The sequence below is a fragment of the Bacteroides sp. An279 genome (assembly GCF_002159615.1).
In the GTDB taxonomy this organism is placed as follows: domain Bacteria; phylum Bacteroidota; class Bacteroidia; order Bacteroidales; family Bacteroidaceae; genus Phocaeicola; species Phocaeicola intestinalis.
Map to the genome: position 1 here is coordinate 1 of NZ_NFJA01000024.1, position 23009 is coordinate 23009.

Genomic DNA, 23009 nt, shown 5'->3' on the forward strand with positions numbered 1-23009 from the left:
TTTCGCCCCTGTTCTTCGTCAGATAGCCCGCTATCTTCCTCATCACAGAAGCGAAAATGCCTCAAAAACTCATCCCAAATCATCGCACGATAAATTCAAAACAGCTTCTAAAAAGTTTTTTGGGCTTGATGGTTAAAAAGCTCCCTCGAACGAACATAAGTGATCGGCCTGATTTACTTATGTGAAACGCCCGACTTACTTATGTGAAACGGTTCACTCACTTATGTTCATCAAAATGCATACTTGAATCCTTGTCATGGGTTCAGGTATGCATTTTTTGTTTGTATTGGTTTTGTCTTTGTTCTCACATAGTAATGTCATTAAGGTGTAACAGATTTGAAATGCCACAGGTTTACTTTTGCTTTCGTAAACAAAACTAGATTAAATTTATAAAATCAAAAGTAAAGATGGATGGTAAATCTTTAATTATTAGTGCTTTCTTTTGTGGTATGTGCCTGGCTTCAGGTGCTCAGGAAGCAATGTTGCGTTTCAATGGGAAGGTGACAGACCAAAGCGGTAAGGGAATACCTGGTGTGGTGGTAAATGACGGTGTGCATTTTACCAAGACAGACAAGCTGGGAGCATGGGCATTGAATTCGGATACGACAATCAGTAAATTTGTAGCAATATCTACTCCGGCTGCGTATGTTTTGCCACAGCAGGACGGGTTGGCTACAGGACATTATATTGCGGTACGTGACTTGGCTCAAGCAGGCGGAAAGTATGATTTCGTATTGGAGAAGCGGAAGCAAGCAGACGGACGTTTCCATTATATAGCCATATCGGATCCTCAGGTAAAAAATGAAAAACAACTGAAGCGCTGGCGTCAGGAAACGGTACCCGATTTGAAAGAAGTTATCGATTCTTTAAAGCAGACGCGTGAAGTGGTTGCCATGACCTTGGGTGATTTGGTGTGGGACAACATGCCATTGTTCGATGAATATCAAGAGTCGGTAAAAAATACCGGTGCTGTTTTCTTCCAATGCATCGGAAACCATGATTTCGATAAGCAATACCAAGACCTTCACAATATGGCGATGGGCACTCCGGTATACGGTGAAAGGATATACGGAAGCTATTTCGGTCCCACCGATTATTCGTTTAATATCGGCAAGGCGCACATTGTAACGATGAAAGACATCAACTATGTGGGTGGGAAGAATTATGTAGAAAGCCTTACAGGGCAGCAGTTGGAATGGCTGAAGAAGGATTTAAGTTATGTGCCCAAAGGAAGTCTGGTTATCTTGAACCTGCATGCGCCGGTATGGAATAAAGTGTCGCCGGGCGGAAATGTCCGTAATGCGGATGCTTTGAAGGAAGTATTGAAAGATTATAAGGTGCATGTATTCTCCGGGCATACGCATTTCTTCCAGAACAACGAAGTGACTCCTACGCTTTACGAGCACAACATCGGCGCAGCTTGTGGCGGCTGGTGGGCTGGTTGGGTAAACCAGTGTGGTGCACCCAATGGCTATATGGTAGTAGATGTAGATGGCGATAATGTGAAATGGCATTACAAAGCAACGCGCCGCGATTTCGCTTATCAGTTCCGTATATATAATAAAGGAGAGTTTACGGCTCAAAGCAGTTTTGTGGTAGCCAATGTCTGGGACTGGGACAGTGCTTGCCGTGTGGTATGGTATCAGGATGGCAAGCCGATGGGGGATATGGAACAGTTTGTCGGTTCGGATGAAGAGCGTGCTTCGCAACTGAAAGACCGCAGCCAGGCTGAACCTACGGCTCACTTGTTCCGTGCCATGCCTTCCGATGGTGCCAGACAAATCAAAATAGAGTTTACCAACCGTTTCGGCGAAGTCTATACACAGACTATCGACTTATAAAATACACATTTCTTTAATTCATAAACAATGAGAACATTAAAATCAGTAGTTGTATTCTTGATGTTGTTCGTAGTGGGGAGTGCTATGACACTTTCTGCTCAAAACAGAACCATATCGGGAAAAGTATTTGACGCAAACGATGAGCCTTTGATCGGCGTGACGGTTGCGGTAGAGAGTGCTACCATTGGAGCGGTAACCGATATCGATGGTGCGTTTACGATTCAAGTGCCTGCAGGAGAGGTAGTTTTGAATGTATCTTACATCGGTTTTGCTTCGCAGAAAGTAAAGGTTGCTCCTGATCAATCCAGCGTAACTGTTCACATGAAAGAAGATGCCGTTTTGCTGAACGAAACGGTTGTGGTCGGTTACGGTAAACAGAAGAAAGTAAACCTGACCGGTGCGGTTGCGACGGTAGGAGGTGATGAATTGGAAAACCGCGTAACCCGTTCATTGAGCAATATGTTACAGGGTACGGTGGCTGGTCTGAACGTCACTACTTCTTCTGGAGTTCCAGGAAGCTCTGCCAGTATCAATGTGCGTGGTGTGACTTCTATCAACGATGCCGAACCGTTGGTGCTGATAGACGGTGCAGTAGGCGAATTGGACCGTATCAATCCGAATGATGTAGAATCTATTTCGGTTATTAAAGATGCTTCTGCAGCAGCTATTTACGGTGCACGTGCTGCCTTCGGTGTGATTTTGGTTACTACTAAGTCGGGTGCCGCTAAAGACGGAAAGGCTACAGTACATTATAGCGGACGTTTCGGTTGGCAAGCTCCTACCACTTCTACCGAATATGAAACAACCGGTTATTGGTCGGTATATACCATTAATAAATTTTGGCAAGCTGATTCGGGTACGTTGTATGTCGATTATACAGACCAAGATATGCAGGCTTTGCTGGACCGTGTGAATGATAAGACTGAACATCCCGACCGTCCGTGGGTAGTGGAAGAAGTGAGAAACGGACGCCGCCAATGGGTATATTATGGAAACCACGACTGGTGGCATGAATTGTATCGCGATAACCGTCCGATGCAGCAACATAATCTTTCTATCAGTGGAGGAAAAGATGATATCAAGTATTTCCTTTCCGGTTCGTTCGACAAGCAGACTGGTATCTTGCGTGAGAATCCCGATGTTTTCCGGAAATACAATCTGCGTTCGAAGATTGATTTCCGTATCAATGAATGGTTTACTTTGTCGAATAATACTTCGTTCTATGGTTCGCAATACAACTATTTGGGTGATGGCAGTGTAGAAAATACGTTGGCATACAGTGCCCGCCACGCTTTAGCTTGCTTTCCACAGAAGAATCCCGACGGTTCATGGTTGTATAGTACACCTTATTTAAATTATAAAGTGGCAAATGGGCGTCATATTTTATTGGGTGAAGATTCGCACCGCAATGTAGAGCGTGGCACAGACTTCTCGAATACCACTCGTGTAGTGTATTCTCCGATAAAGGAATTGAGCTTTACGGGAGACTTTACGTATCGTCTGTATCAGACCCGTAATACGAGCCGTTCCAATCCGATGTATTACCGTGAATATCCCGATGGCGAATTACTTTCGTATGCTACAGGTGCGGGTGCCAACCGTTTGGATGAATGGGTTAATACGAGTCATTATTATTCAACCAATATTTATGGAAACTATACCGATACGTTCAACGATGCACATCATTTGACCGTAGTTGCCGGTATGAACTACGAGGCTTGGAAAAGCAAGAATGTTTCGGCATACGGCGAAAACCTGGTATCTGCCGATTTGGATGATTTAGGTTTGGTCGGTCAAAATGCAGACGGAGCGGTCATAACCGGTGTAGGAGGTGGTCAGAACGAATATGCGCTATTGGGTATCTTCGGCCGTATCAACTACGATTACAAGAGCCGTTACCTGTTCGAAGTGAGCGGGCGTTACGACGGTACTTCCCGTTTTGCGAAAGGCAACCGCTGGGGATTCTTTCCTTCGGCTTCTGTAGGATGGCGTATTTCGGAAGAACCTTTCTTCCGTCCGGCACGCCGTTTGGTAGATAACTTGAAGATTCGGGCTTCGTTCGGTAGTTTGGGTAATCAGAATGTATCTTCTTATTATACGTTTGCCCGTCTGATTTCAATCGCCAACTTAGGTTACACATTCGGCGAAGGAAGCGTATTGCCTAAATATTCTACATTGGGAGCACCTATCGCTTCGGATATGACGTGGGAAACCGCTCAGCAATGGGACTTTGGTTTCGATTTGACAATGTTGGGCAACCGTTTGAACCTAACAGTGGATGGCTATATACGTGATACGCGGGATATGTTGACCGACGGTGTGGAACTGCCTGGTGTATATGGCGCAAGTGTGCCTGATATGAATGCGGCAGATTTGCGTACAAAAGGATATGAAATCACGTTGAACTGGCGTGACCAGTTGACTTTGGGCAGCAAGCCGTTCGAGTATAGCATCGGTTTCAACTTGAGTGACTATAAGAGTGTTGTTACAAAGTATGATAACAAAGACAAGACTTTTGCCCAACCTTATTACGAAGGTATGGAAATTGGTGAAATTTGGGGATTCGTAACAGACGGGCTTTTCCAAAGTGACGAAGAAGCAAAGGCATACGCAGAACAGTTGGATTTGAGTTATGTATTGAAGGGGCAGACTGGAGGCTGGCAGGCTGGTGACGTGAAGTTTGTCAATTTGGATGGCGATAATAAAATCGGTATCGGCAGCAACAATGTAGACAATCCGGGAGACCGTAAGATACTTGGTAATGAATTGCCTTCGCTTTCATACGGTATTACGGCAAGTGTACGCTGGAACGGTATTGATGTGTCGGCGTTCTTTCAAGGAACAGGTAACCACTATTGGTATCCTACCGGTCAGTCGATGCCTTTCTGGGGTCCGTATTCTTATCCTTACTTGTCTTTCTTGCAGAAAGATTTCTTGAAAGATGTATGGTCGCCCGAAAATCCGGACGCTTATTTCCCGCGTGCGATGGCTTATTCGGCATCAGGCGGTGTGCTGAGCAATGTAAACGACCGTTATTTGCAGAATTTGCGTTACTTGCGTTTCAAAACTTTAACCGTAGGTTATACCCTTCCACAACAATGGACTCAAAAAGCCGGTATTGAAGCTATACGCATCTATTTTACAGGTGAAAACCTCTGTTACTGGTCTCCTCTCAAGAAACATACCAAGTATGTTGATCCAGAAGGCGCTATCGACCGGAGCGATGCTTACAACAATGCTTTCTATCCGTGGCAGAAGTCGTTCCTGTTCGGTATTGATGTCACTTTCTAACATGAACTTTTAAACAGAAGAGAAAAAACAATTATGAAAAAGAAAACTATATTTATAGCGTTGGCGTTGCTTGCCGGACTTTCTTCGTGTGATGACTGGCTTGACAAAGAGCCGCTGGATAAGATTGTGGACACGAACTATTTCAAGACCGAAACAGACCTTCAGCTTTTCAGCAATAATTTCTATAATAGCATTCTTAATAAGTCGCCTTACGATGAACAAAGCGATTTGTATGTGCAACAGGAATTATCTGACGAGATGTTGGGAGGTGAAAACCGTATCGTGCCTGCCAGTGGGGGCGGATGGTCGTGGACTGTTTTGCGAAGTATTAATACCTTGTTGGGAAATATAGATAAGTGTGAGGATGCAGAAGCAGCCGTTAAATATACAGCTGTGTCACGTTTCTTCCGTGCTTTCTTCTATTATGATAAGGTAAAGCGTTTCGGCGATGTGCCTTGGTATGATAAAGAACTGTTTTCGGACGACCCCGATTTGTATAAAGCCCGTGATTCTCGTGAATTGGTGATGACCAATATGCTGGCTGATGTAGATTATGCTATCGAGAATCTGCCTACCAAGGAAGAAGAAACCAGCAGTCCTTTCCGTGTAAACCGTTGGGCAGCATTGGCATTGAAATCTCGTTTCTGCTTGTATGAAGGAACATACCGGAAATATCATAACCTGACTTTGGACGGACATGATTATACCTATTATTTACAACAGGCAGCGGATGCAGCGGAAGAATTGATAAACAGCGGTAAATATCATCTGTATTCGACGGATAATCCGGAAGAGGATTACTTGACGCTTTTTGCTGAAGAAGATGCCAATCCCGATGAATACATCCTTGCCATCAAGTTCGATTACGGCATGAGTGTTTACCACAATGCTACGGCACATACATTGGTTCCTACACAAGGACGTCCGGGCGTAACCCGTAAACTCATCAATGCTTATTTGATGAAAGACGGAACACGCTTTACCGACCGTGAAGGATGGGAAACGATGCCTTTTACAGAGGAAGTGAAAGACCGTGACCCGCGTTTGGCTCAGAGCATTCGTACTCCGGGTTATCACCGTATCGGGCAGACGGACATTTTGGCTCCCGACTTGTCGGTTAGTGTAACAGGATACCAGCCGATAAAATATGTGCAAGACCCGACAGCTTCGGGCGGTCAGGTAGACCGTAACGACCGTTCTACCTGCGACCTTCCTGTATTCCGTCTGGCTGAAGTCATGCTGAATTTTGCTGAGGCTAAGGCAGAACTGGGAACATTGACGCAAGAAGATTTGGATAAGTCGGTGAATGAAATCCGTGACCGTGTAGGTATGCCGCATTTGGATATGGCTCAGGCTAACGCAAATCCCGATAGTTACCTGTCGTCTGCCGATTATGGCTATACCAATGTGACCGGAAGCAATCAAGGGGTTATCTTGGAAATCCGTCGCGAGCGTGCCATTGAGTTGACTCAGGAAGGTTTCCGTTTCGATGACTTGGTGCGCTGGAAAGCGGGTGCCTGCATCAACCAGTCTATTATGGGCATGTATTTCCCCGGCGCAGGTGAATATGACCTGAGCGGCGACGGTCAGATTGACGTGGTTTTGTACGATGAAGGCGATACTGAACCCGAAGTGCCCGATGCGCAGGTATATCAGATAGGGTCGGACATTATTCTGTCGGAAGGCGATCATGGGTATGTCGATTATCATCACGATATTGTACGCACGGCTTTCAATGAAGAGCGTGATTACCTGTATCCGATACCTATCAACGAACGGTCGCTGAATCCGAATCTGACTCAGAACCCGGGTTGGAACGACGGATTGTCTTTCTGATTCATGCCAATCGGGAGTTAAGAAGTTAAGGAGTTAAGTCAATAGCTTTGTTGGTGGAAACATCAGTAAAAGTATTGGCTTAACTCCTTAACTCCTTAACTCCTTCTAACTCCTTAACTCCTTCTAACTCCTTCTAACTCCTTCTAACTCCTTAACTCCCCCTAATTCCCTCTGACTTTTTCAAATCCGCAATAGGTTTTTCCGAAGCTTTTCCTTACTTTTGCAAACGATAAAATGATAGGTATATGCATACAAGAGAAGAAAAGATAGAAGCCTTCGGGCGGTTGCTCGATGTGCTCGACGAGTTGCGGGTAAAGTGCCCGTGGGACCGGAAGCAGACCAACGAGAGTTTGCGTCCCAACACGATAGAAGAAGTGTATGAGTTGTGCGACGCTCTGATGAAGGACGACAAGAAAAACATTTGCAAGGAATTGGGCGACGTGTTGCTTCACGTGGTGTTCTATGCCAAGATAGGAAGCGAGACGGGCGATTTCGACATCAAGGACGTGTGCGACCGCCTGTGCGACAAGCTGATATTCCGCCATCCACACGTATTCGGCGAAGTGAAGGCGGACACGGCAGAGCAGGTTTCCGAGAACTGGGAGCAAATCAAGCTGAAGGAAAAAGACGGGAACAAGTCTGTGTTGAGCGGAGTGCCCGAGGCATTGCCCTCACTGATAAAAGCATACCGCATTCAGGACAAGGCGCGTAACGTGGGATTTGATTGGGAAGACCGTACGCAGGTATGGGACAAGGTGAAGGAAGAAATCAGCGAGTTCGAATCGGAAGTAGCCACAATGGATAAGGAGAAGGCGGAAGCCGAGTTCGGCGACGTAATGTTCAGCCTTATCAATGCCGCACGTCTGTATAAAATCAATCCCGATAATGCTTTGGAGCGGACAAATCAGAAGTTTATCCGCCGGTTCAACTATCTGGAAGAACATACGCTGAAAGCCGGACGGAAACTGACGGATATGTCATTGGAAGAGATGGACGCTATCTGGGAAGAGGCGAAAAGGCAAGGGCTTTAGGTGATGTTTAAGAAGCTGTTTTGAATTTATCGCCCAAAGCACACACGAAAACGGATACATCAAGCCAAGAAAAACTTTTTGGAGAAATTCAAAACAGCTTCTAAATTTGCTTTTTATACTTCATTGGCAAAGTCAGTACTACTGCATTTTGCAAGGAAGTTATGTTGGATTCGAACAAGTTCAACTTGTCGCATTACATGCGGATGTTTGTCTTACAACTATGGGGTAAGATGGTTAATGAATTCCGTAAATAACCCATGTAGGGGCAGAATGTTGACATTCAGAAACTGTTTTGAAAAAAATCAGCCAGAATTTTGCATACTCCAAATCTTTGACCCACCTTTGCAGCGAAATTACGAAAGAAAGCGTTTTGTAATCCTCATCGGAGGGCAGATAATATGCCGGATAAGATGACTGGGTAAAACCAATCACCTTATCCGGCTTTTTGTTTGTCGAATAACATGACAATAAAAATAAAACGATAAGAAAATGAAAAGAGATGCTATTGATTTAGGTACAGTGAAAGTATTTACACTGTTCAAGAAGTATTTTATCCCTACATTGTTCGGCATGTTGAGCATGTCGGCCGTCACAGCCATAGACGGCATATTTGTCGGGCATGGGATAGGCAGCGACGGCATTGCCGCCATCAATATCTGCATCCCCTTGCTCATGCTGTTTACCGGCGTGGGACTGATGGTCGGGGCAGGCTCATCGGTGGTGGCTTCCATACAATTGTCACGTGGAAAGTCCAAAGCGGCCCGTATCAATGTGACCCAGGCCATCCTGTTTGTAACGGTTGTGGCGCTCATTCCGGCTGTTTTGATGATGGCTTATCCTTCTGCCACCGCACGGCTGTTAGGCGCGTCGGAACATCTTGCCCCGCTGGTCAGGGAATACCTTCTGTGGTTTGTTCCTTCGCTGATGTTCCAGATGTGGTGTTCCGTTTGCCTGTTCATCATACGTTTGGACGGTGCTCCAAGGCTTGCCATGATGTGCAACGTGGCAGCAGCCCTTATCAGCGTCCTGCTTGGATGGCTGTTCATATTTCCTTTAGGTTGGGGATTGATGGGTGCGGCATTTGCCGCTACGATAGGCTTGTTCGCCGGTGGTCTCATCGGGCTTGTCTATCTGTTCCGGTTTGCCCGTAAATTGCGCTTTTATCCGGTCAAGTGGAGTGTTAAAAGCATGCGGCTTTCTTTCCGCAACTTAGGATACCAGTGCCGCATCGGTTCGTCCGCCTTGTTGACGGAAGCCACGCTTGCCACGCTGATGTTTGTCGGCAATCAGGTGTTCATGAAATACTTGGGCGATAACGGTGTGGGTGCGTTCGGCATAGTTTGCTACTACATACCGTTCGTGTTTATGGTCGGCAATGCCATTGCACAGTCGGCGCAGCCCATCATCAGCTATAATTTCGGCTTGGGCTATCGGTCAAGAGTGGTGGCAACAGAACGTATCGCGCTGCTTACTTCTGTTGTGAGCGGAGGCATCATCATGGCTGCATTCACTTTGTTTCCGCATATACTGGTGGGGCTGTTTATCAGTCCGGATAATCCTGCCGCCCGTATAGCCATTGCAGGGTATCCCTATTTCTCTGCTGCTTTCATCTTCTTTATCCTTAACCTTACCGTTATAGGATATTATCAGAGCGTGGAACGGGTGAAACCCGCAACTTTCCTGGCTCTGTTGCGCGGGTTTATCTTCTTGATACCTTCTTTCATCCTTTTGCCCCAAGCCATAGGGACGAAGGGCATCTGGCTGGCATTGTGCTTGTCAGAGATGCTGACCACCCTAGTGATTATCGTGATATACAGCAGGGCGACAAGAAAGGTTTGTTTACAACAAAGGACTGAATAAGTGATAGGTTCATCCGCTGTAAGATTAATAATCTTCAGGCTGCAAGATTAATAATCTTACAAGCGGAAGATTAATAATCTTACACCAGACGAAGTTATCTGGCTTGCGTCATTTGTTACTTTTTCTTTGCGGAGTATGGCAGTTCGGTAAGGTTTTTATATCTTTGCGAGGATATATCACCTGTTAAGTATGAAAGAAGAAAACCAAACGCTCAGTGTAGAGGGTGCCCGTGTGCACAACTTGAAGAATATAGATGTAGATATACCCCGCGACAGCCTGACGGTCATTACAGGTCTGAGTGGGAGCGGGAAGTCATCGTTGGCTTTTGACACTATCTTTGCCGAGGGACAACGTCGTTACATCGAAACCTTTTCGGCATATGCCCGCAATTTCCTGGGAGGAATGGAGCGGCCCGATGTGGATAAGATTACGGGGTTGAGTCCGGTGATCTCCATTGAGCAGAAAACCACGAATAAGAATCCTCGTTCTACCGTAGGTACCACTACCGAGATTTACGACTATTTGCGTTTGCTCTTTGCGCGTGCCGGAGTAGCCTATTCGTATTTGTCGGGCGAAAAGATGGTGAAGTATACCGAAGAACAGATTCTCGACCTTATCCGGCGCGACTATAAAGGAAAACGGATTTATATCCTGGCACCGTTGGTGCGTACTCGGAAGGGGCATTATAAAGAACTTTTCGAACAGGTGCGGAAGAAAGGCTACCTGTATGTGCGGGTCGACGGAGAGGTGAAGGAAATTGTGCATGGCATGAAGCTGGACCGTTATAAGAACCATGATATCGAGGTGGTTATCGATAAGACCGTGGTGACGGACAAAGAGGAGAAACGCCTGAAACAGAGCGTGGCTACGGCGATGCAGCAGGGTGACGGGCTGCTGATGATACTCGATGCGCAGACCGAAAACGTACGCCATTACAGCAAGCGGCTGATGTGTCCCGTCACGGGACTTTCGTACAAGGAGCCGGCTCCTCATAATTTCTCTTTCAATTCGCCTCAGGGTGCGTGCCCGCGTTGCAAGGGATTGGGTTACGTCAATCTGATAGATGTGGACAAAGTGATTCCCAACCGTTCCCTCTCGGTCTACGAAGGGGCGATTGCTCCCCTGGGAAAGTATAAGAATGGCATGATATTCTGGCAAATCGATGCCTTGCTCGAACGGTATGACGCAAACCTGAAGACACCGGTCAACCAGTTGCCCGAGGATGCCATTAACGAGATATTGTACGGATGCGACGAACGTTTGAAGATAAAAGATTCCCTGATACATGCTTCGTCCGATTATTTTGTGACGTACGAGGGGATTGTCAAATATATCCAGCTGATGCAGGACCGGGAGGCTTCGGCTACCGCACAGAAATGGGCGGATCAGTTTGCCAAGACCGATGTATGTCCCGAATGCAAGGGGGCGCGGTTGAATAAGGAGGCGTTACATTTCCGTATCCACGATAAGAACATTTACCAGCTGGCTACGATGGACATTAGCGAGCTTTATGCATGGCTGCAGCATGTGGAGCCTTTTCTGGAAGAGAAGCAGCGCCTGATTGCAGCGGAAATCTTGAAAGAAATCCGTACCCGCCTGAAGTTCCTGCTGGATGTGGGGTTGGATTACCTGTCGCTCAACCGTTCTTCGGTCAGCCTTTCGGGAGGCGAGAGCCAGCGCATCCGCCTTGCCACGCAGATAGGGTCGCAACTGGTAAACGTGTTGTATATCCTCGACGAGCCGAGCATCGGGCTTCACCAGCGCGACAATATCCGCCTGATAAATTCGTTGAAGGAATTGCGTGATTTGGGAAATACCGTCATCGTGGTAGAGCACGACAAGGACATGATGCTTGCGGCTGATTATGTTGTCGATATGGGACCAAAAGCCGGACGGCTGGGTGGGGAAGTGGTCTTCGCCGGAACCCCAGCTGAGATGCTGAAGACCAGTACGCTGACCTCGCAATACCTTAACGGGCAAATGAGAATCGAAGTGCCTGCCAAGCGCCGGGAAGGAAACGGGAAATCGCTTTGGATTCGGGGAGCGAGGGGAAACAACCTGAAGCATGTCGATGTGGAATTCCCGTTGGGCAAGCTGATTTGCGTGACTGGGGTTTCCGGAAGCGGCAAGTCTACGTTGATTAATGATACCTTGCAGCCCATTCTCTCGCAACATTTCTACCGCTCGTTGCAAGACCCGTTGCCTTACGATGCCGTCGAAGGGCTGGAATACATTGATAAGGTGGTTAATGTCGACCAGTCGCCGTTGGGGCGTACGCCGCGTTCCAATCCGGCTACCTATACGGGCGTGTTCAGCGATATCCGGAATCTCTTTGTAAGTCTTCCCGAAGCGAAGATGCGCGGATACAAGCCCGGACGCTTTTCGTTCAATGTGTCAGGAGGCAGGTGCGAGGCATGCGGAGGAAACGGTTACAAGACCATTGAGATGAATTTCTTGCCCGATGTGCTGGTGCCTTGTGAGGTGTGCCACGGCAAGCGGTACAACCGCGAGACTCTGGAGGTGCGCTTCAAAGGAAAGTCGATTGCCGATGTGCTGGATATGACCATCAACCGTGCGGTAGAGTTTTTTGAAAACGTGCCACAGATTCTGAATAAGATTAAGGTGTTGCAGGAAGTAGGGTTGGGCTATATCAAGCTGGGGCAGCCTTCCACCACCTTGTCGGGAGGCGAAAGCCAGCGTGTGAAGCTCGCCACTGAACTTTCGAAACGCGATACAGGCAAGACCGTGTATATTTTGGACGAGCCGACCACAGGCTTGCACTTCGAAGACATCCGGGTACTGATGAACGTGCTGAACCGTCTGGTGGACAAGGGCAATACGGTGATTGTCATTGAGCATAACCTGGACGTCATTAAAATGGCGGATTATATCATTGATATGGGACCCGAAGGCGGAAGGGGAGGAGGCGAGGTGCTTTCTACCGGCACGCCCGAAGAAGTGGCACTGAGTCCGAAAGGTTATACGCCTAAGTTTTTGAAGGAAGAACTGAAGGTAAATGAAGAATTAAGAATGAAGAATTAAGAATGAAGAATTAAGAATGAAGAATGATACCATGTGCGGTATGAAATTGTGCATATTTTCACCACAGAGGCACACAGATTCTATTTTAATGTGCCAATGAATAATAGGGCAATGTGCTAATTTATTTTTACATTAGCATATTGTTTATTGACCTATTCTTCTGTGTTCCTTTGTGGCACTCTGTGTCTTCTGTGGTGAGATTCAAACGAAATTGCTTATGAAAATTAACAAGACCAATGTGGCACGCTTGCTGGATAAGGCAAAAGTGCCTTACGAACTGATTCCTTACGAAGTGGACGAGAACGACTTGAGTGCCGTGCATGTGGCGGCATCGTTGGGAGAAGACATCGAATGTGTATTCAAGACCTTGGTGTTGCACGGCGATAAGAGCGGATATTTTGTCTGTGTGATTCCTGGCGAGCATGAAGTCGACTTAAAATTAGCGGCAAAGGTTTCGGGTAATAAGAAGTGTGATTTGATACCTGTAAAGGAATTGCTTCCGCTCACGGGGTACATACGCGGTGGATGTTCGCCTATCGGGATGAAAAAGCATTTCCCGACGTATATTCATAAAACCTGCCTGGATTTTCCTTTTATTTATGTAAGTGCAGGCGTACGGGGGCTGCAAATCAAGCTTGCTCCTGATGACCTGATACGTGAGGCGCGGGCGGAAGTGGCTGCATTGTTTTGAAGGCACATTGCGTAGCCTTGCGGATGTTTTCCCGTGCAATATCCGGTTGTATGGCTTGCTCGGGAGACAACGTGTCAGGTGAGATTTGGATGATCCGGCAGAACCCCATCTTTTCCAATAAGTCGCGGTCTTCTGTCTTTCCTGCCAGCAGAAGGGTAGGGATGCCGGCTTTTGTCGCTCTTTTCAGTACTCCTGCAGGAACCTTTCCCTCGCAAGTCTGGCGGTCTGCCTTGCCTTCTCCGGTGATGACGAGGTCGGCGTCTTTGATTTGTTCATCGAATCCTACGGTGTCCAACAGTAATTCGATACCCGATTGAAGCCGGCTTTTCAACAATACGTGGAAGGCTCCGCCAAGCCCTCCGGCAGCTCCCGCTCCCTTTACCTTATTTATATAGATGTGAAAATCCTGTTCGATGAGACGGGCGAGATGTTGCATCCCTTTGTCCAGCAGATGTATTTGTTCGTCGGTAGCTCCTTTTTGCTTGGCAAAGACATAGGCGGCTCCTTGTGGCCCGTAGAAAGGATTCTGTACATCGCAAGCTACGGTAAAACTTGTTTCCTTCAGAGCCGGATGCAGGAGATCGAGGTCAATACGTGCGATGTGTTGCATGATTTTCCCTCCTTGTCCCAATTCGTTTCCTTCTTTATCGTAGAGCCGTGCACCGAGTGCCTGCATCATGCCCATGCCTGCATCGTTGGTGGCACTTCCTCCGATACCGATAATGAACCGTCTGAATCCCTTTTCCAAAGCCTCCTTTATCAGTTCTCCCGTACCGTATGTGCTGGTCTCCATCGGATTCCGTTCGGCGGGAGAGAGTGTGGTCAGGCCGTTTATTTCCGCCATTTCGATAACAGCGGTTTGTTGATTGCCCAGTATGCCGTAGCGTGTTGTACGCATTCGCATGAGCGGGTCGTGGGCACGGGTATAAATGATTTGTCCTTGCATGGCATTTATCAGTGTGTCGAGCATACCTTCTCCTCCGTCAGCAATAGGGATGGCTACGGTTTGGCATTGAGGGTGGAGGCGATGTATTTCTTCTGCTACACATTGCTCCACTTCTTCCGATGTGAGACATCCTTTGAACGAATCGATAGCTAAAACAATCTTTTTCATAACGTATGGTGCTTATTCCTTTGCAAAAATAAGTAATTTTCATACCTTTGTCGGTGGAAAAATGTTTTTTTATTAATCTAAAATAGTTTTATGTATGTTTGAAGGACAACCTAAAGGTCTTTATGCGCTGGCGCTCGCCAATACAGGCGAACGTTTCGGCTATTACACAATGCTGGCTATCTTCGTTTTGTTCTTGATGGACAATTTCGGCATGTCGCCGAGTACAGCCGGCAACATTTATGCCATGTTTTTGGCTTTAGTTTATTTTTTGCCGTTTATAGGAGGTATTCTTGCCGATAAGTTCGGTTATGGGCGTATGGTGACGGTGGGCGTTATTGCGATGTTTGCCGGTTATGTACTACTTGCCTTGCCGATGGGAAGCAGCACATTGGGGCTGGTGGCAATGTTTGCCGCACTGGTCGTAATCAGTTGCGGTACGGGACTTTTCAAAGGAAACCTGCAGGTGATGGTAGGCAACCTCTACGATGATCCCCAGTATGCCAAGCGGCGCGACTCGGCGTTCAGCATTTTCTATATGGCGATTAATATCGGTGCGCTTTTTGCTCCGACAGCAGCGGTCGAGATTATGAAGTATGCGCAGAACAGCCTGGGTGTAAGTGCGAACGATTCCTATCACTTTGCGTTCGGCGTGGCTTGTGTTTCGCTGATTGTTTCCATGGCTATCTATTACGGGTTCCGTAGCACGTTCCGCCACGTGGAAGGGGGAAGTGTGAAAGAAGCAGGCAAGGGTGCTGCTGCGGCAGAAAAGCACGAGGAGCTTTCGCCGCGTGAGACGAAAGAGCGCATCGTGGCACTGTGTCTGGTATTTGCCGTGGTGATTTTCTTCTGGATGGCATTCCATCAGAACGGTTTGACATTGACTTATTTTGCCAAGCAGTTTACCGCACGCAGCTCGGAAGGATTGGAAAGCATGATGTTCAGCGTATGGAACCTGGTGGCGGTGATATTCATCGTTTATGCCCTGTTCTCGTTTTTCCAGTCGAAAACAGGCAAAGGCAAGCTTGTTTCGTGTGTGGTCATCTTTCTGGCAATGTGCTTCTTGGGTTATCAGTACGTCGCACTTCCTGCAAGCACTCCGGTGGATGCGCCTATCTTCCAGCAGTTCAATCCGTTCTTTGTCGTAGCACTTACGCCTGTATCTATGGCGATATTCGGTTCGTTGGCAGCACGTGGCAAAGAGCCTTCGGCTCCGCGTAAAATCGGTTTGGGTATGTTGGTGGCTGCTTGCGGTTATGTGCTGATGTTGGCTGCTTCGGTCGGTTTGCTTTGTCCTACCGAGCAGGCTCAGGCTATTGAGGCGGGAACTGCTTCGTTTGTATCGCCCAACTGGCTGGTATCGACTTACCTGGTATTGACGTTTGCCGAGTTGCTTCTTTCTCCGATGGGTATTTCGTTCGTGTCGAAAGTGGCTCCTCCTAAGTATAAGGGTATGATGATGGGAGGTTGGTTCGTGGCTACGGCTATCGGTAATTACCTCACTTCGGTGGCTTCTTGGTTATGGGGAGATATGCCGCTTTATGTGGTATGGGGTACGTTGATGGTACTCTGTCTCTTGGCTGCCTTGTTCATCTTCTCGGTGATGAAGCGGTTGGAGAAAGTAGCATAGGAAAAATAAAGCTTCTAAGAAGCTGTTTTGAATTTATCGTGCGATGATTTGGGATGAGTTTTTGAGGCATTTTTGCTTCTGTGATGAGGAATATAGCGGGCTATCTGACGAAGAACAGGAGCGAAAAGGACCAAAAAATCGCCCAAAGCACACACGAAAACGGATACATCAAGCCAAGAAAAACTTTTTGGAGAAATTCAAAAACAGCTTCTAAGTTTTTAGGCTATTTTTTGATTGACTAGGTTCTAGGTTTTAGGTATTGGATGCCATTTGTAAAACTATTCAGAACCTAGTCATTTAGTATCTGGCTGATGCAAAGGTACGCATCTGAAATTAGCCAATCCGGCGAGTTGAAAAACACACTAGTACTGTGTTTGCTGATGCAGTATATATCCGTAGGCTGATGCAGTTATATTCAATCGCCGATGCAGTTATATTCAACTGCCGATGCAGTATATATTCATTTTTCCGGGGTATGTATTGTATTGGCTGTTTACGTAAAAATCAATTGTCCATATTGCTTTGGGCAATTGAAATGAATTCTTTTATCATAGGGTTTTCTTTGAACGAGGCTGGGGCTTCGTTGATGATGTCTTGCATTACTGGAGTCAATACGGGATAAGGCATGCCGTAACACAGAATGATGAATATTTCCGGTCCCAATACGTTGTCGTAGTTAGTCTGTATGAATGTCTTGGCAAGGCTGTCTATTTGTGTGGCCACCTGGTTGCGTTGCTTCTCTATTTCACGGTGTACTTCTGCAGGGTCTTTTCCATCCAATATCATGCGTGCTTCCAGATGCTCCACTTCATCGGCACGGTCGCTTAGCGAATTACGTTTCAGGATAAATTCGTTGAAGCTGTCGTTTAAGGGAGTTCCTTTCAGTGTAAAGCCGGCATTGTTGATATTGATGTCGATGTTTCCTTTCTCAATGACTACCGGCATGATGCACTTGTCATCCATAAAGAGGGAAGCTACGACCGTAGAGTCGACCTTGCCTTCCATTTTGAAAAGGCCATGTATCACTTCTGCCGAATCGATGCTGACCAGCTTGTCACCTGAAGGGACTTTGATAAAAAGCATTTTACCGTCAAGACTCGAAACAGAAGATACACCTTCTATTTTGTATTTTTTACCGCACGAGGTGCAGAGTATTGTACAACATAGTAGAAACAAATACCATTTATGCATAGATATAAGCCTTATAAGATTTGTGTGGCAAATGTATAACGTTTACTATTTTCATGGAAATAAATTATCAAAAATTAAACTTAATAGAGGATTATTACTGAATGTAGATGCAGGAAACGCTTTTTTCGCTATCTTTGTTCGCTGATTAGAAAAAAGAAAGAAATAATAAACAGTTAAATTGATAACAACGACATGAGAAAACTGAAACTTTTGGCATTCGCACTGATTTGTGCGGTATTTGCGCCGGCGAAAGCCGATGAAGGAATGTGGCTCCTCCAGCTGATGCAGGAGCAGAACCTTGCCGACCGTATGAAGGCACAAGGTTTGAAGATAGGCGTGGATGATATTTATAGTCCGAATCATGTGGCTTTGAAAGATGCCGTAGGTATTTTCGGGCGCGGATGTACGGGTGAAATCATTTCGCCCGAAGGCTTGATTCTTACAAATCATCATTGTGGATACGATGCTATCCAGCAGCATAGCTCGGTGGAGCATGATTACCTGACTGATGGGTTTTGGGCGAAAAGCCGTGCTGAAGAACTTCCTACTCCGGGATTGACTTTCAAGTTTGTGGAACGTATTGTAGACGTAACCGAGCAGGTAAATGAAGACATTAAGGAAGGAAAGGTGACGGAACTTAATTCATTCGGCTCTGAATACTTGAAGAAGCTGGCGGATGAGGCGTTGAAGAAGAGCGACCTGAAAGGAAAACCGGGCATCTCAACTCTGGCATTGCCTTTCTATCAGGGGAATAAGTTCTATCTGTTCTTCATCAAGACTTATAGCGATGTGCGTATGGTGGCAGCTCCTCCTTCGTCTATCGGTAAGTTCGGGGGTGAAACGGATAACTGGATGTGGCCCCGCCATACGGGCGACTTCTCGATGTTCCGTATCTATGCCGACAAGAACGGGGACCCTGCGCCTTATAGTGCCGAAAATGTGCCTTTAAAGGTAAAGAAGCATCTTGCCATCTCGTTGAGAGGATTGCAGGAAGGCGACTATGCCATGATTATGGGATTTCCCGGAAGCACCAGCCGCTATCTGACCCAAAGCGAGGTGAAACTCCGCATGGACGGAACCAATACACCGCGCATTCAGGTGCGCGAGGCACGTCAGGAAGTGTTGCGCAAGGAAATGGCAGCAAGTGATAAGGTACGTATCCAGTATGCCAGCAAGTTTGCTTCTTCCAGCAACTATTGGAAAAATTCGATTGGAATGAACAAGGCTATCGTGGATAACCGTGTATTGGAAACCAAGGCAGAACAGGAAGCCAACTTTGCTAAGTTCGCGAAAGAAAAGAACAATGCCGATTATGCTTCGGTGGTGGCTAAAATCGATGAGTATGTAACTCGGGTGACTCCGCTAGCCAAGCAATTGACTTATTTCACCGAAACTTTCCGTTCAGGCATCGAGTTTGGTGCTACTTATTTGATTTTCGATAACCTGAAGGTTGCGCTTGAAAAGAACAAGAAGAAAGATATCGAGAAAGCATTGGAGCAATTGAAAGAAGGATATGCCAATGTGCATAACAAGGATTATGACCATGAAGTGGATCGCAAGGTGGCTAAGGTCTTGATTCCGCTTTATGCCAAGAGCGTGCCTGCAGATGCGCTTCCCGCTTTCTATGAGACTATTAAGACGAAATATAATGGCGATTACAATGCTTATATCGATGCCTTGTATGATACCAGCATTTTCTCTAACCAGAAGAATTTCGATGCGTTTCTTGCCAATCCGACACTGGAAGCTATCAACAATGACTTGGCGGTCCAGTATTCGACCAGCAAGAATGAAATGTTACAGAAGTTATACGAAGACTATGACAAGGCTTGTGGCGATATCGACTTGCTCCACAAGACCTACGTGCGCGGCTTGTGCGAAATGTATGCTCCTACGCCGAAAGCTCCGGATGCCAACTTCACCATTCGTCTGACTTACGGTAATGTGAAATCGTATGACCCGAAGGATGGCGTACATTATAAATATTATACTACGTTGAAGGGTGTAATGGAGAAAGAAGACCCCAATAATCCGGAATTTGTTGTACCGGCGAAGCTGAAAGAACTTTACGCTACGAAGAATTACGGACGCTATGCTTTGCCCAACGGGGAGATGCCGACTTGTTTCCTGACTACAAACGACATTACGGGCGGTAACTCCGGTTCACCGGTGATGAACGGTAACGGTGAGTTGATTGGCGCTGCATTCGACGGCAACTGGGAGTCGCTTTCGGGTGACATCAATTTCGATAACAACCTTCAGCGTTGCATTGCCGTAGATATCCGCTATGTATTGTTTATCGTGGAGAAATTGGGCGGATGCAAGAACCTGATTGATGAAATGACGATTGTAGAATAAGTTTTTTCACCACAGATTACACAGATTATTTATGTTATTCATACGTGATTATGATAATTGTCAATTAAAATAATCTGTGTAATCTGTGGTGATTTTTTTATAAGCATTATGAGAAAATCCCTATTGATAACATTCTTTTCCGCTTGCTTTCTGGTTTCTCATGCCGATGAAGGCATGTGGATGCTGACCGACCTGAAGAAACAGAATGCGGCGGTGATGCAAGATTTGGGACTGGACATCAGCATTGATAAGGTGTATTGTCCTGAGGGCATCAGCCTGAAAGATGCGGTGGTTCACTTTGGCGGAGGCTGTACGGGCGAAGTAGTATCGGCGGAAGGGCTGGTGCTTACCAATCACCATTGCGGGTACAGTTATATCCAGCAACACAGTTCTGTAGAACACGATTACCTGACCGATGGATTTTGGGCGAAGACATACGCCGAAGAGCTTCCTTGCGAAGGGCTGACCGTGACTTTTATCGACCGCATCCTTGATGTGACCGATTATGTATTGGAACAATTAAAGAAAGACGAAGACCCCGAAGGACTGAATTATCTTTCGCCTTCCTATCTGGAGAAAGTGACGGTTCGGTTTGCCAAGAAAGAAAAGATAAAGACCGATGACTTTACGGTACTCGAACTGAAACCGTTTTATGGTGCCAATAAGTATTATCTGTTCGTTAAGACCGTTTATAAGGACATCCGTATGGTAGGTGCTCCTCCTTCGTCTATCGGAAAGTTTGGTGCTGATACCGATAATTGGATGTGGCCACGCCATTGCGGAGACTTTTCTATCTTCCGCATTTATGCCTCGAAAGACGGGAAGCCGGCTTTGTATTCTTCCGAGAATGTGCCTCTGAAGGTGAAGAAGCATCTGACTATCAATGCCGGCGGCATCAAGGAAGGTGACTTCACGTTTGTGATGGGATTTCCCGGACGCAATTGGCGTTACATGATTAGCGATGAGGTGGAAGAGCGTATGAGTACCACGAACTTTATGCGCGATACCGTGCGGGGCGTGCGGCTTCGGGTATTGGGTGAAGAAATGGCAAAGGATGCCAAGACCCGCATCCAGTATGCGGCTAAGTATGCTTCGTCTGCCAACTATTGGAAGAACGCCATTGGCATGAACGAAGGGCTGGTGCGCCTCAAAGTGCTTGACCGCAAGAAAGCAGAGCAAGAGCGTTTGCTGGCATACGGGCGTGAGACGGGAAACGATGCCTATCAGCAAGCCTACGATGCCATTAAGCAGATTGTAGCCAAACGTCATGATGCCGTTTATCACCAGCAAGCCATTTATGAGGCGTTGATGTTGGGAACGGAATTTTCGAAAGTGCCTGATACAGACGGTTTGTTGAAAGCTTTGGAGAATGGAAAGAAGAAAGAGATAGACGAAGCGGTATCTGCCTTGCGGACAGAGGGAGCGAAGTTCTTCAATAAGGATTACAGTCCCGAAGTGGACCGGAAAGTATCGAAGCAATTGATTGCCCTTTATGCACGGTTGGTTCCTGCGGCTCAGCATATCGGTATCTTTGAGGTGGTAAACGAGCGGTTCGGAGGGAATACCGATGCCTTTGTAGATGCTTGTTTCGATAGTTCAATCTTCAACACTCCCGAAGCATTGGAAGCATTCCTGGCGCATCCCGGTGCGGATAAGTTGAAGAATGACCTGATGGTGCAATATGCCCGTTCGGTAAAGGAAGGTTATCGGAAGACAGGCGAGGAGATGAAAGCCGAAACCAATGCCTATAACCGTGCGCACAAGACGTGGGTGGCAGGTATGCTGGCGTTGAAGCAAAAGGAAGGGAAAGCTATCTATCCGGATGCCAACTCTACGTTGCGCCTGACGTACGGCAAGATAGGCTCGTATGAACCTGCGGATGGAGAAGAGTATCTGTATTACACCACGCTGAAAGGGGTGATGGAAAAAGAAGATCCGGACAATCCTGAATTTATTGTGCCCGATAAGCTGAAGGAATTATATCGCACGAAAGATTTCGGTCCGTATGCAATGTCCGACGGACGTATGCCGGTTTGCTTTGTGACGGCTACCGATAATACCGGAGGCAATTCTGGTTCACCGGTGTTCAATGCTCAAGGCGAACTGATAGGTATCGGTTTCGACCGGAACTATGAAGGGCTGACGGGGGATATCGCTTATAACCCGCAGCTTCAGCGCGCCGCTTGTGTGGACATCCGCTACGTGTTGTTCATCATCGACAAGTATGCGGGCATCCAAAGGCTGATAGATGAAATGACGATTGTTCGTTGAGTATAATTTGAATGGCACATAGACAGTGTGAAAAAATGTCTGTGTGCCATTCTTGTTTTGTATAGGAAAGGTAGAACGTATGTTATTGTTTTTCTTTTTGCTCTTCCTGAGGAATGCGGAATGCCGTGTAGAGCTCTAGTACGGCAGCAATGGTAAGACACAATATCCATTCGTTACGGTGCCAAAGTATCATCATAACTCCGGCTAGTACCAGTAGAGCAGCTCCCAGCATCTGCTGGCGGCGCAGACGGCGGATGATAAGATTTGCCCCTTCGTATCTGTCTGTTACTTGTACATAGGCGAAAAGTATAGCTCCTACGAGGTATACGTAAGGTGCCCATACTGCTTGGGTAATTTGGATAATAGCGCCTCCTAATAGCAGGATGGCTCCGATAACGGATATTGTCGGATAGTATTTATTTGTCATTGTTTTTGTCCAAGTCTTCTTCGAAGATGTAAATATCTTCATTGGGTTTCTTCATCAGGTATTTCTCGCGTGCCACCTTTTCCAACATCTCAGGGTTTGAGGTTAATTCTTTCAGTTCCTCACTGCTTTTTTCATACTGATTACGGTAATGCTTGATTTCACGTTTCAGTTCGTATATCTCACGTTTGTGCTTTACACGCTGAATCAGGCTGTTTTCTTCATCCAGCACGCCGATAATCAAGAGGAATGCCAGGATGGTAATCAGATATTTGTGGCGGCGGATATAGTTCCACACAGCTTTCAGTTTACTCATATCGGATACTTTTTTGCTCAGATAACGGTACAAAGATAAAAAGATTTCGTGGCAAGTCCTTAAGAAAAACCGAGATTTTATGTACTTTTGTGCTATCGAATAAAATTATCGTATCA

15 protein-coding genes are annotated in these 23009 nt (G+C 46.5%); 11 read left to right on the top strand and 4 right to left on the bottom strand.

From position 1 onward, the window contains the following. The first annotated feature begins 407 nt into the window (after positions 1 to 407). The 7 genes from B5F78_RS06110 to ybaK all read left to right on the top strand — a co-directional run bounded on the left by B5F78_RS06110 (position 408) and on the right by ybaK (position 13592). Entirely contained in the window at positions 408 to 1841 is a 1434-nt protein-coding gene (locus B5F78_RS06110; RefSeq protein ID WP_087406292.1) for a calcineurin-like phosphoesterase C-terminal domain-containing protein, read from the top strand. 27 nt (positions 1842 to 1868) lie between these two features. Next, complete coding sequence (locus tag B5F78_RS06115; RefSeq protein ID WP_087406293.1) at positions 1869 to 5132, top strand: SusC/RagA family TonB-linked outer membrane protein; 3264 nt, start codon at positions 1869 to 1871, stop codon at positions 5130 to 5132. Between the two features lie 33 nt (positions 5133 to 5165). Continuing rightward, on the top strand, positions 5166 to 6968 hold the full coding sequence (locus B5F78_RS06120; protein ID WP_087406294.1) for a RagB/SusD family nutrient uptake outer membrane protein: 1803 nt from the start codon (positions 5166 to 5168) through the stop codon (positions 6966 to 6968). Between the two features lie 245 nt (positions 6969 to 7213). Then, positions 7214 to 7999, top strand: coding sequence for a nucleoside triphosphate pyrophosphohydrolase (gene mazG / locus B5F78_RS06125; protein WP_087210364.1), 786 nt, complete (start codon positions 7214 to 7216; stop codon positions 7997 to 7999). A gap of 489 nt (positions 8000 to 8488) precedes the next feature. Further along, entirely contained in the window at positions 8489 to 9859 is a 1371-nt protein-coding gene (locus B5F78_RS06130; protein ID WP_087406295.1) for an MATE family efflux transporter, read from the top strand. Positions 9860 to 10048: 189 nt separating this feature from the next. After that, on the top strand, positions 10049 to 12901 hold the full coding sequence (uvrA, locus tag B5F78_RS06135; RefSeq protein ID WP_087406296.1) for an excinuclease ABC subunit UvrA: 2853 nt from the start codon (positions 10049 to 10051) through the stop codon (positions 12899 to 12901). A gap of 217 nt (positions 12902 to 13118) precedes the next feature. Beyond that, positions 13119 to 13592, top strand: a complete 474-nt coding sequence (ybaK, locus tag B5F78_RS06140; protein ID WP_013617433.1) for a Cys-tRNA(Pro) deacylase — start codon at positions 13119 to 13121, stop codon at positions 13590 to 13592. Here ybaK and B5F78_RS06145 read toward each other — a convergent pair. Beyond that, positions 13531 to 14706 carry a glycerate kinase family protein gene (locus tag B5F78_RS06145; RefSeq protein ID WP_087406297.1) on the bottom strand — a complete coding sequence of 392 codons (1176 nt, stop codon included), beginning with the start codon at positions 14704 to 14706 and terminating at the stop codon, positions 13531 to 13533. The two genes, ybaK and B5F78_RS06145, sit on opposite strands and share 62 nt — an antisense overlap. 94 nt (positions 14707 to 14800) lie before the next feature. On the opposite strand from B5F78_RS06145, the gene B5F78_RS06150 reads away from it, so the two are divergent. Together B5F78_RS06150 and B5F78_RS17085 are read left to right on the top strand one after the other, a co-directional pair. After that, entirely contained in the window at positions 14801 to 16333 is a 1533-nt protein-coding gene (locus B5F78_RS06150; RefSeq protein ID WP_022040353.1) for a peptide MFS transporter, read from the top strand. Positions 16334 to 16376: 43 nt separating this feature from the next. After that, positions 16377 to 16547, top strand: coding sequence for a hypothetical protein (locus tag B5F78_RS17085; protein ID WP_162608495.1), 171 nt, complete (start codon positions 16377 to 16379; stop codon positions 16545 to 16547). Between the two features lie 290 nt (positions 16548 to 16837). On the opposite strand, the gene B5F78_RS06155 is transcribed toward B5F78_RS17085, so the two are convergent. Then, the gene (locus B5F78_RS06155; RefSeq protein WP_087406298.1) at positions 16838 to 17524 is read right to left on the bottom strand and encodes a DUF4369 domain-containing protein; all 687 of its coding nucleotides are present in this window, start codon (positions 17522 to 17524) and stop codon (positions 16838 to 16840) included. 192 nt (positions 17525 to 17716) lie between these two features. Here B5F78_RS06155 and B5F78_RS06160 point away from each other — a divergent pair, with 192 nt between their 5' ends. After that, on the top strand, positions 17717 to 19882 hold the full coding sequence (locus tag B5F78_RS06160) for a S46 family peptidase (protein WP_087406299.1): 2166 nt from the start codon (positions 17717 to 17719) through the stop codon (positions 19880 to 19882). Positions 19883 to 19990: 108 nt separating this feature from the next. Then, on the top strand, positions 19991 to 22153 hold the full coding sequence (locus B5F78_RS06165; RefSeq protein WP_087406300.1) for a S46 family peptidase: 2163 nt from the start codon (positions 19991 to 19993) through the stop codon (positions 22151 to 22153). An 82-nt stretch (positions 22154 to 22235) separates the two neighbouring features. Here the strand turns inward: B5F78_RS06165 and B5F78_RS06170 are convergent, their stop codons facing one another. Both B5F78_RS06170 and B5F78_RS06175 read right to left on the bottom strand, forming a co-directional pair. Then, on the bottom strand, positions 22236 to 22580 hold the full coding sequence (locus B5F78_RS06170) for a hypothetical protein (RefSeq protein ID WP_087406301.1): 345 nt from the start codon (positions 22578 to 22580) through the stop codon (positions 22236 to 22238). Beyond that, positions 22570 to 22893 carry an FtsB family cell division protein gene (locus B5F78_RS06175; protein ID WP_022041158.1) on the bottom strand — a complete coding sequence of 108 codons (324 nt, stop codon included), beginning with the start codon at positions 22891 to 22893 and terminating at the stop codon, positions 22570 to 22572. The genes B5F78_RS06170 and B5F78_RS06175 overlap by 11 nt, the downstream gene beginning before the upstream one ends. Positions 22894 to 23009 lie beyond the last annotated feature (116 nt).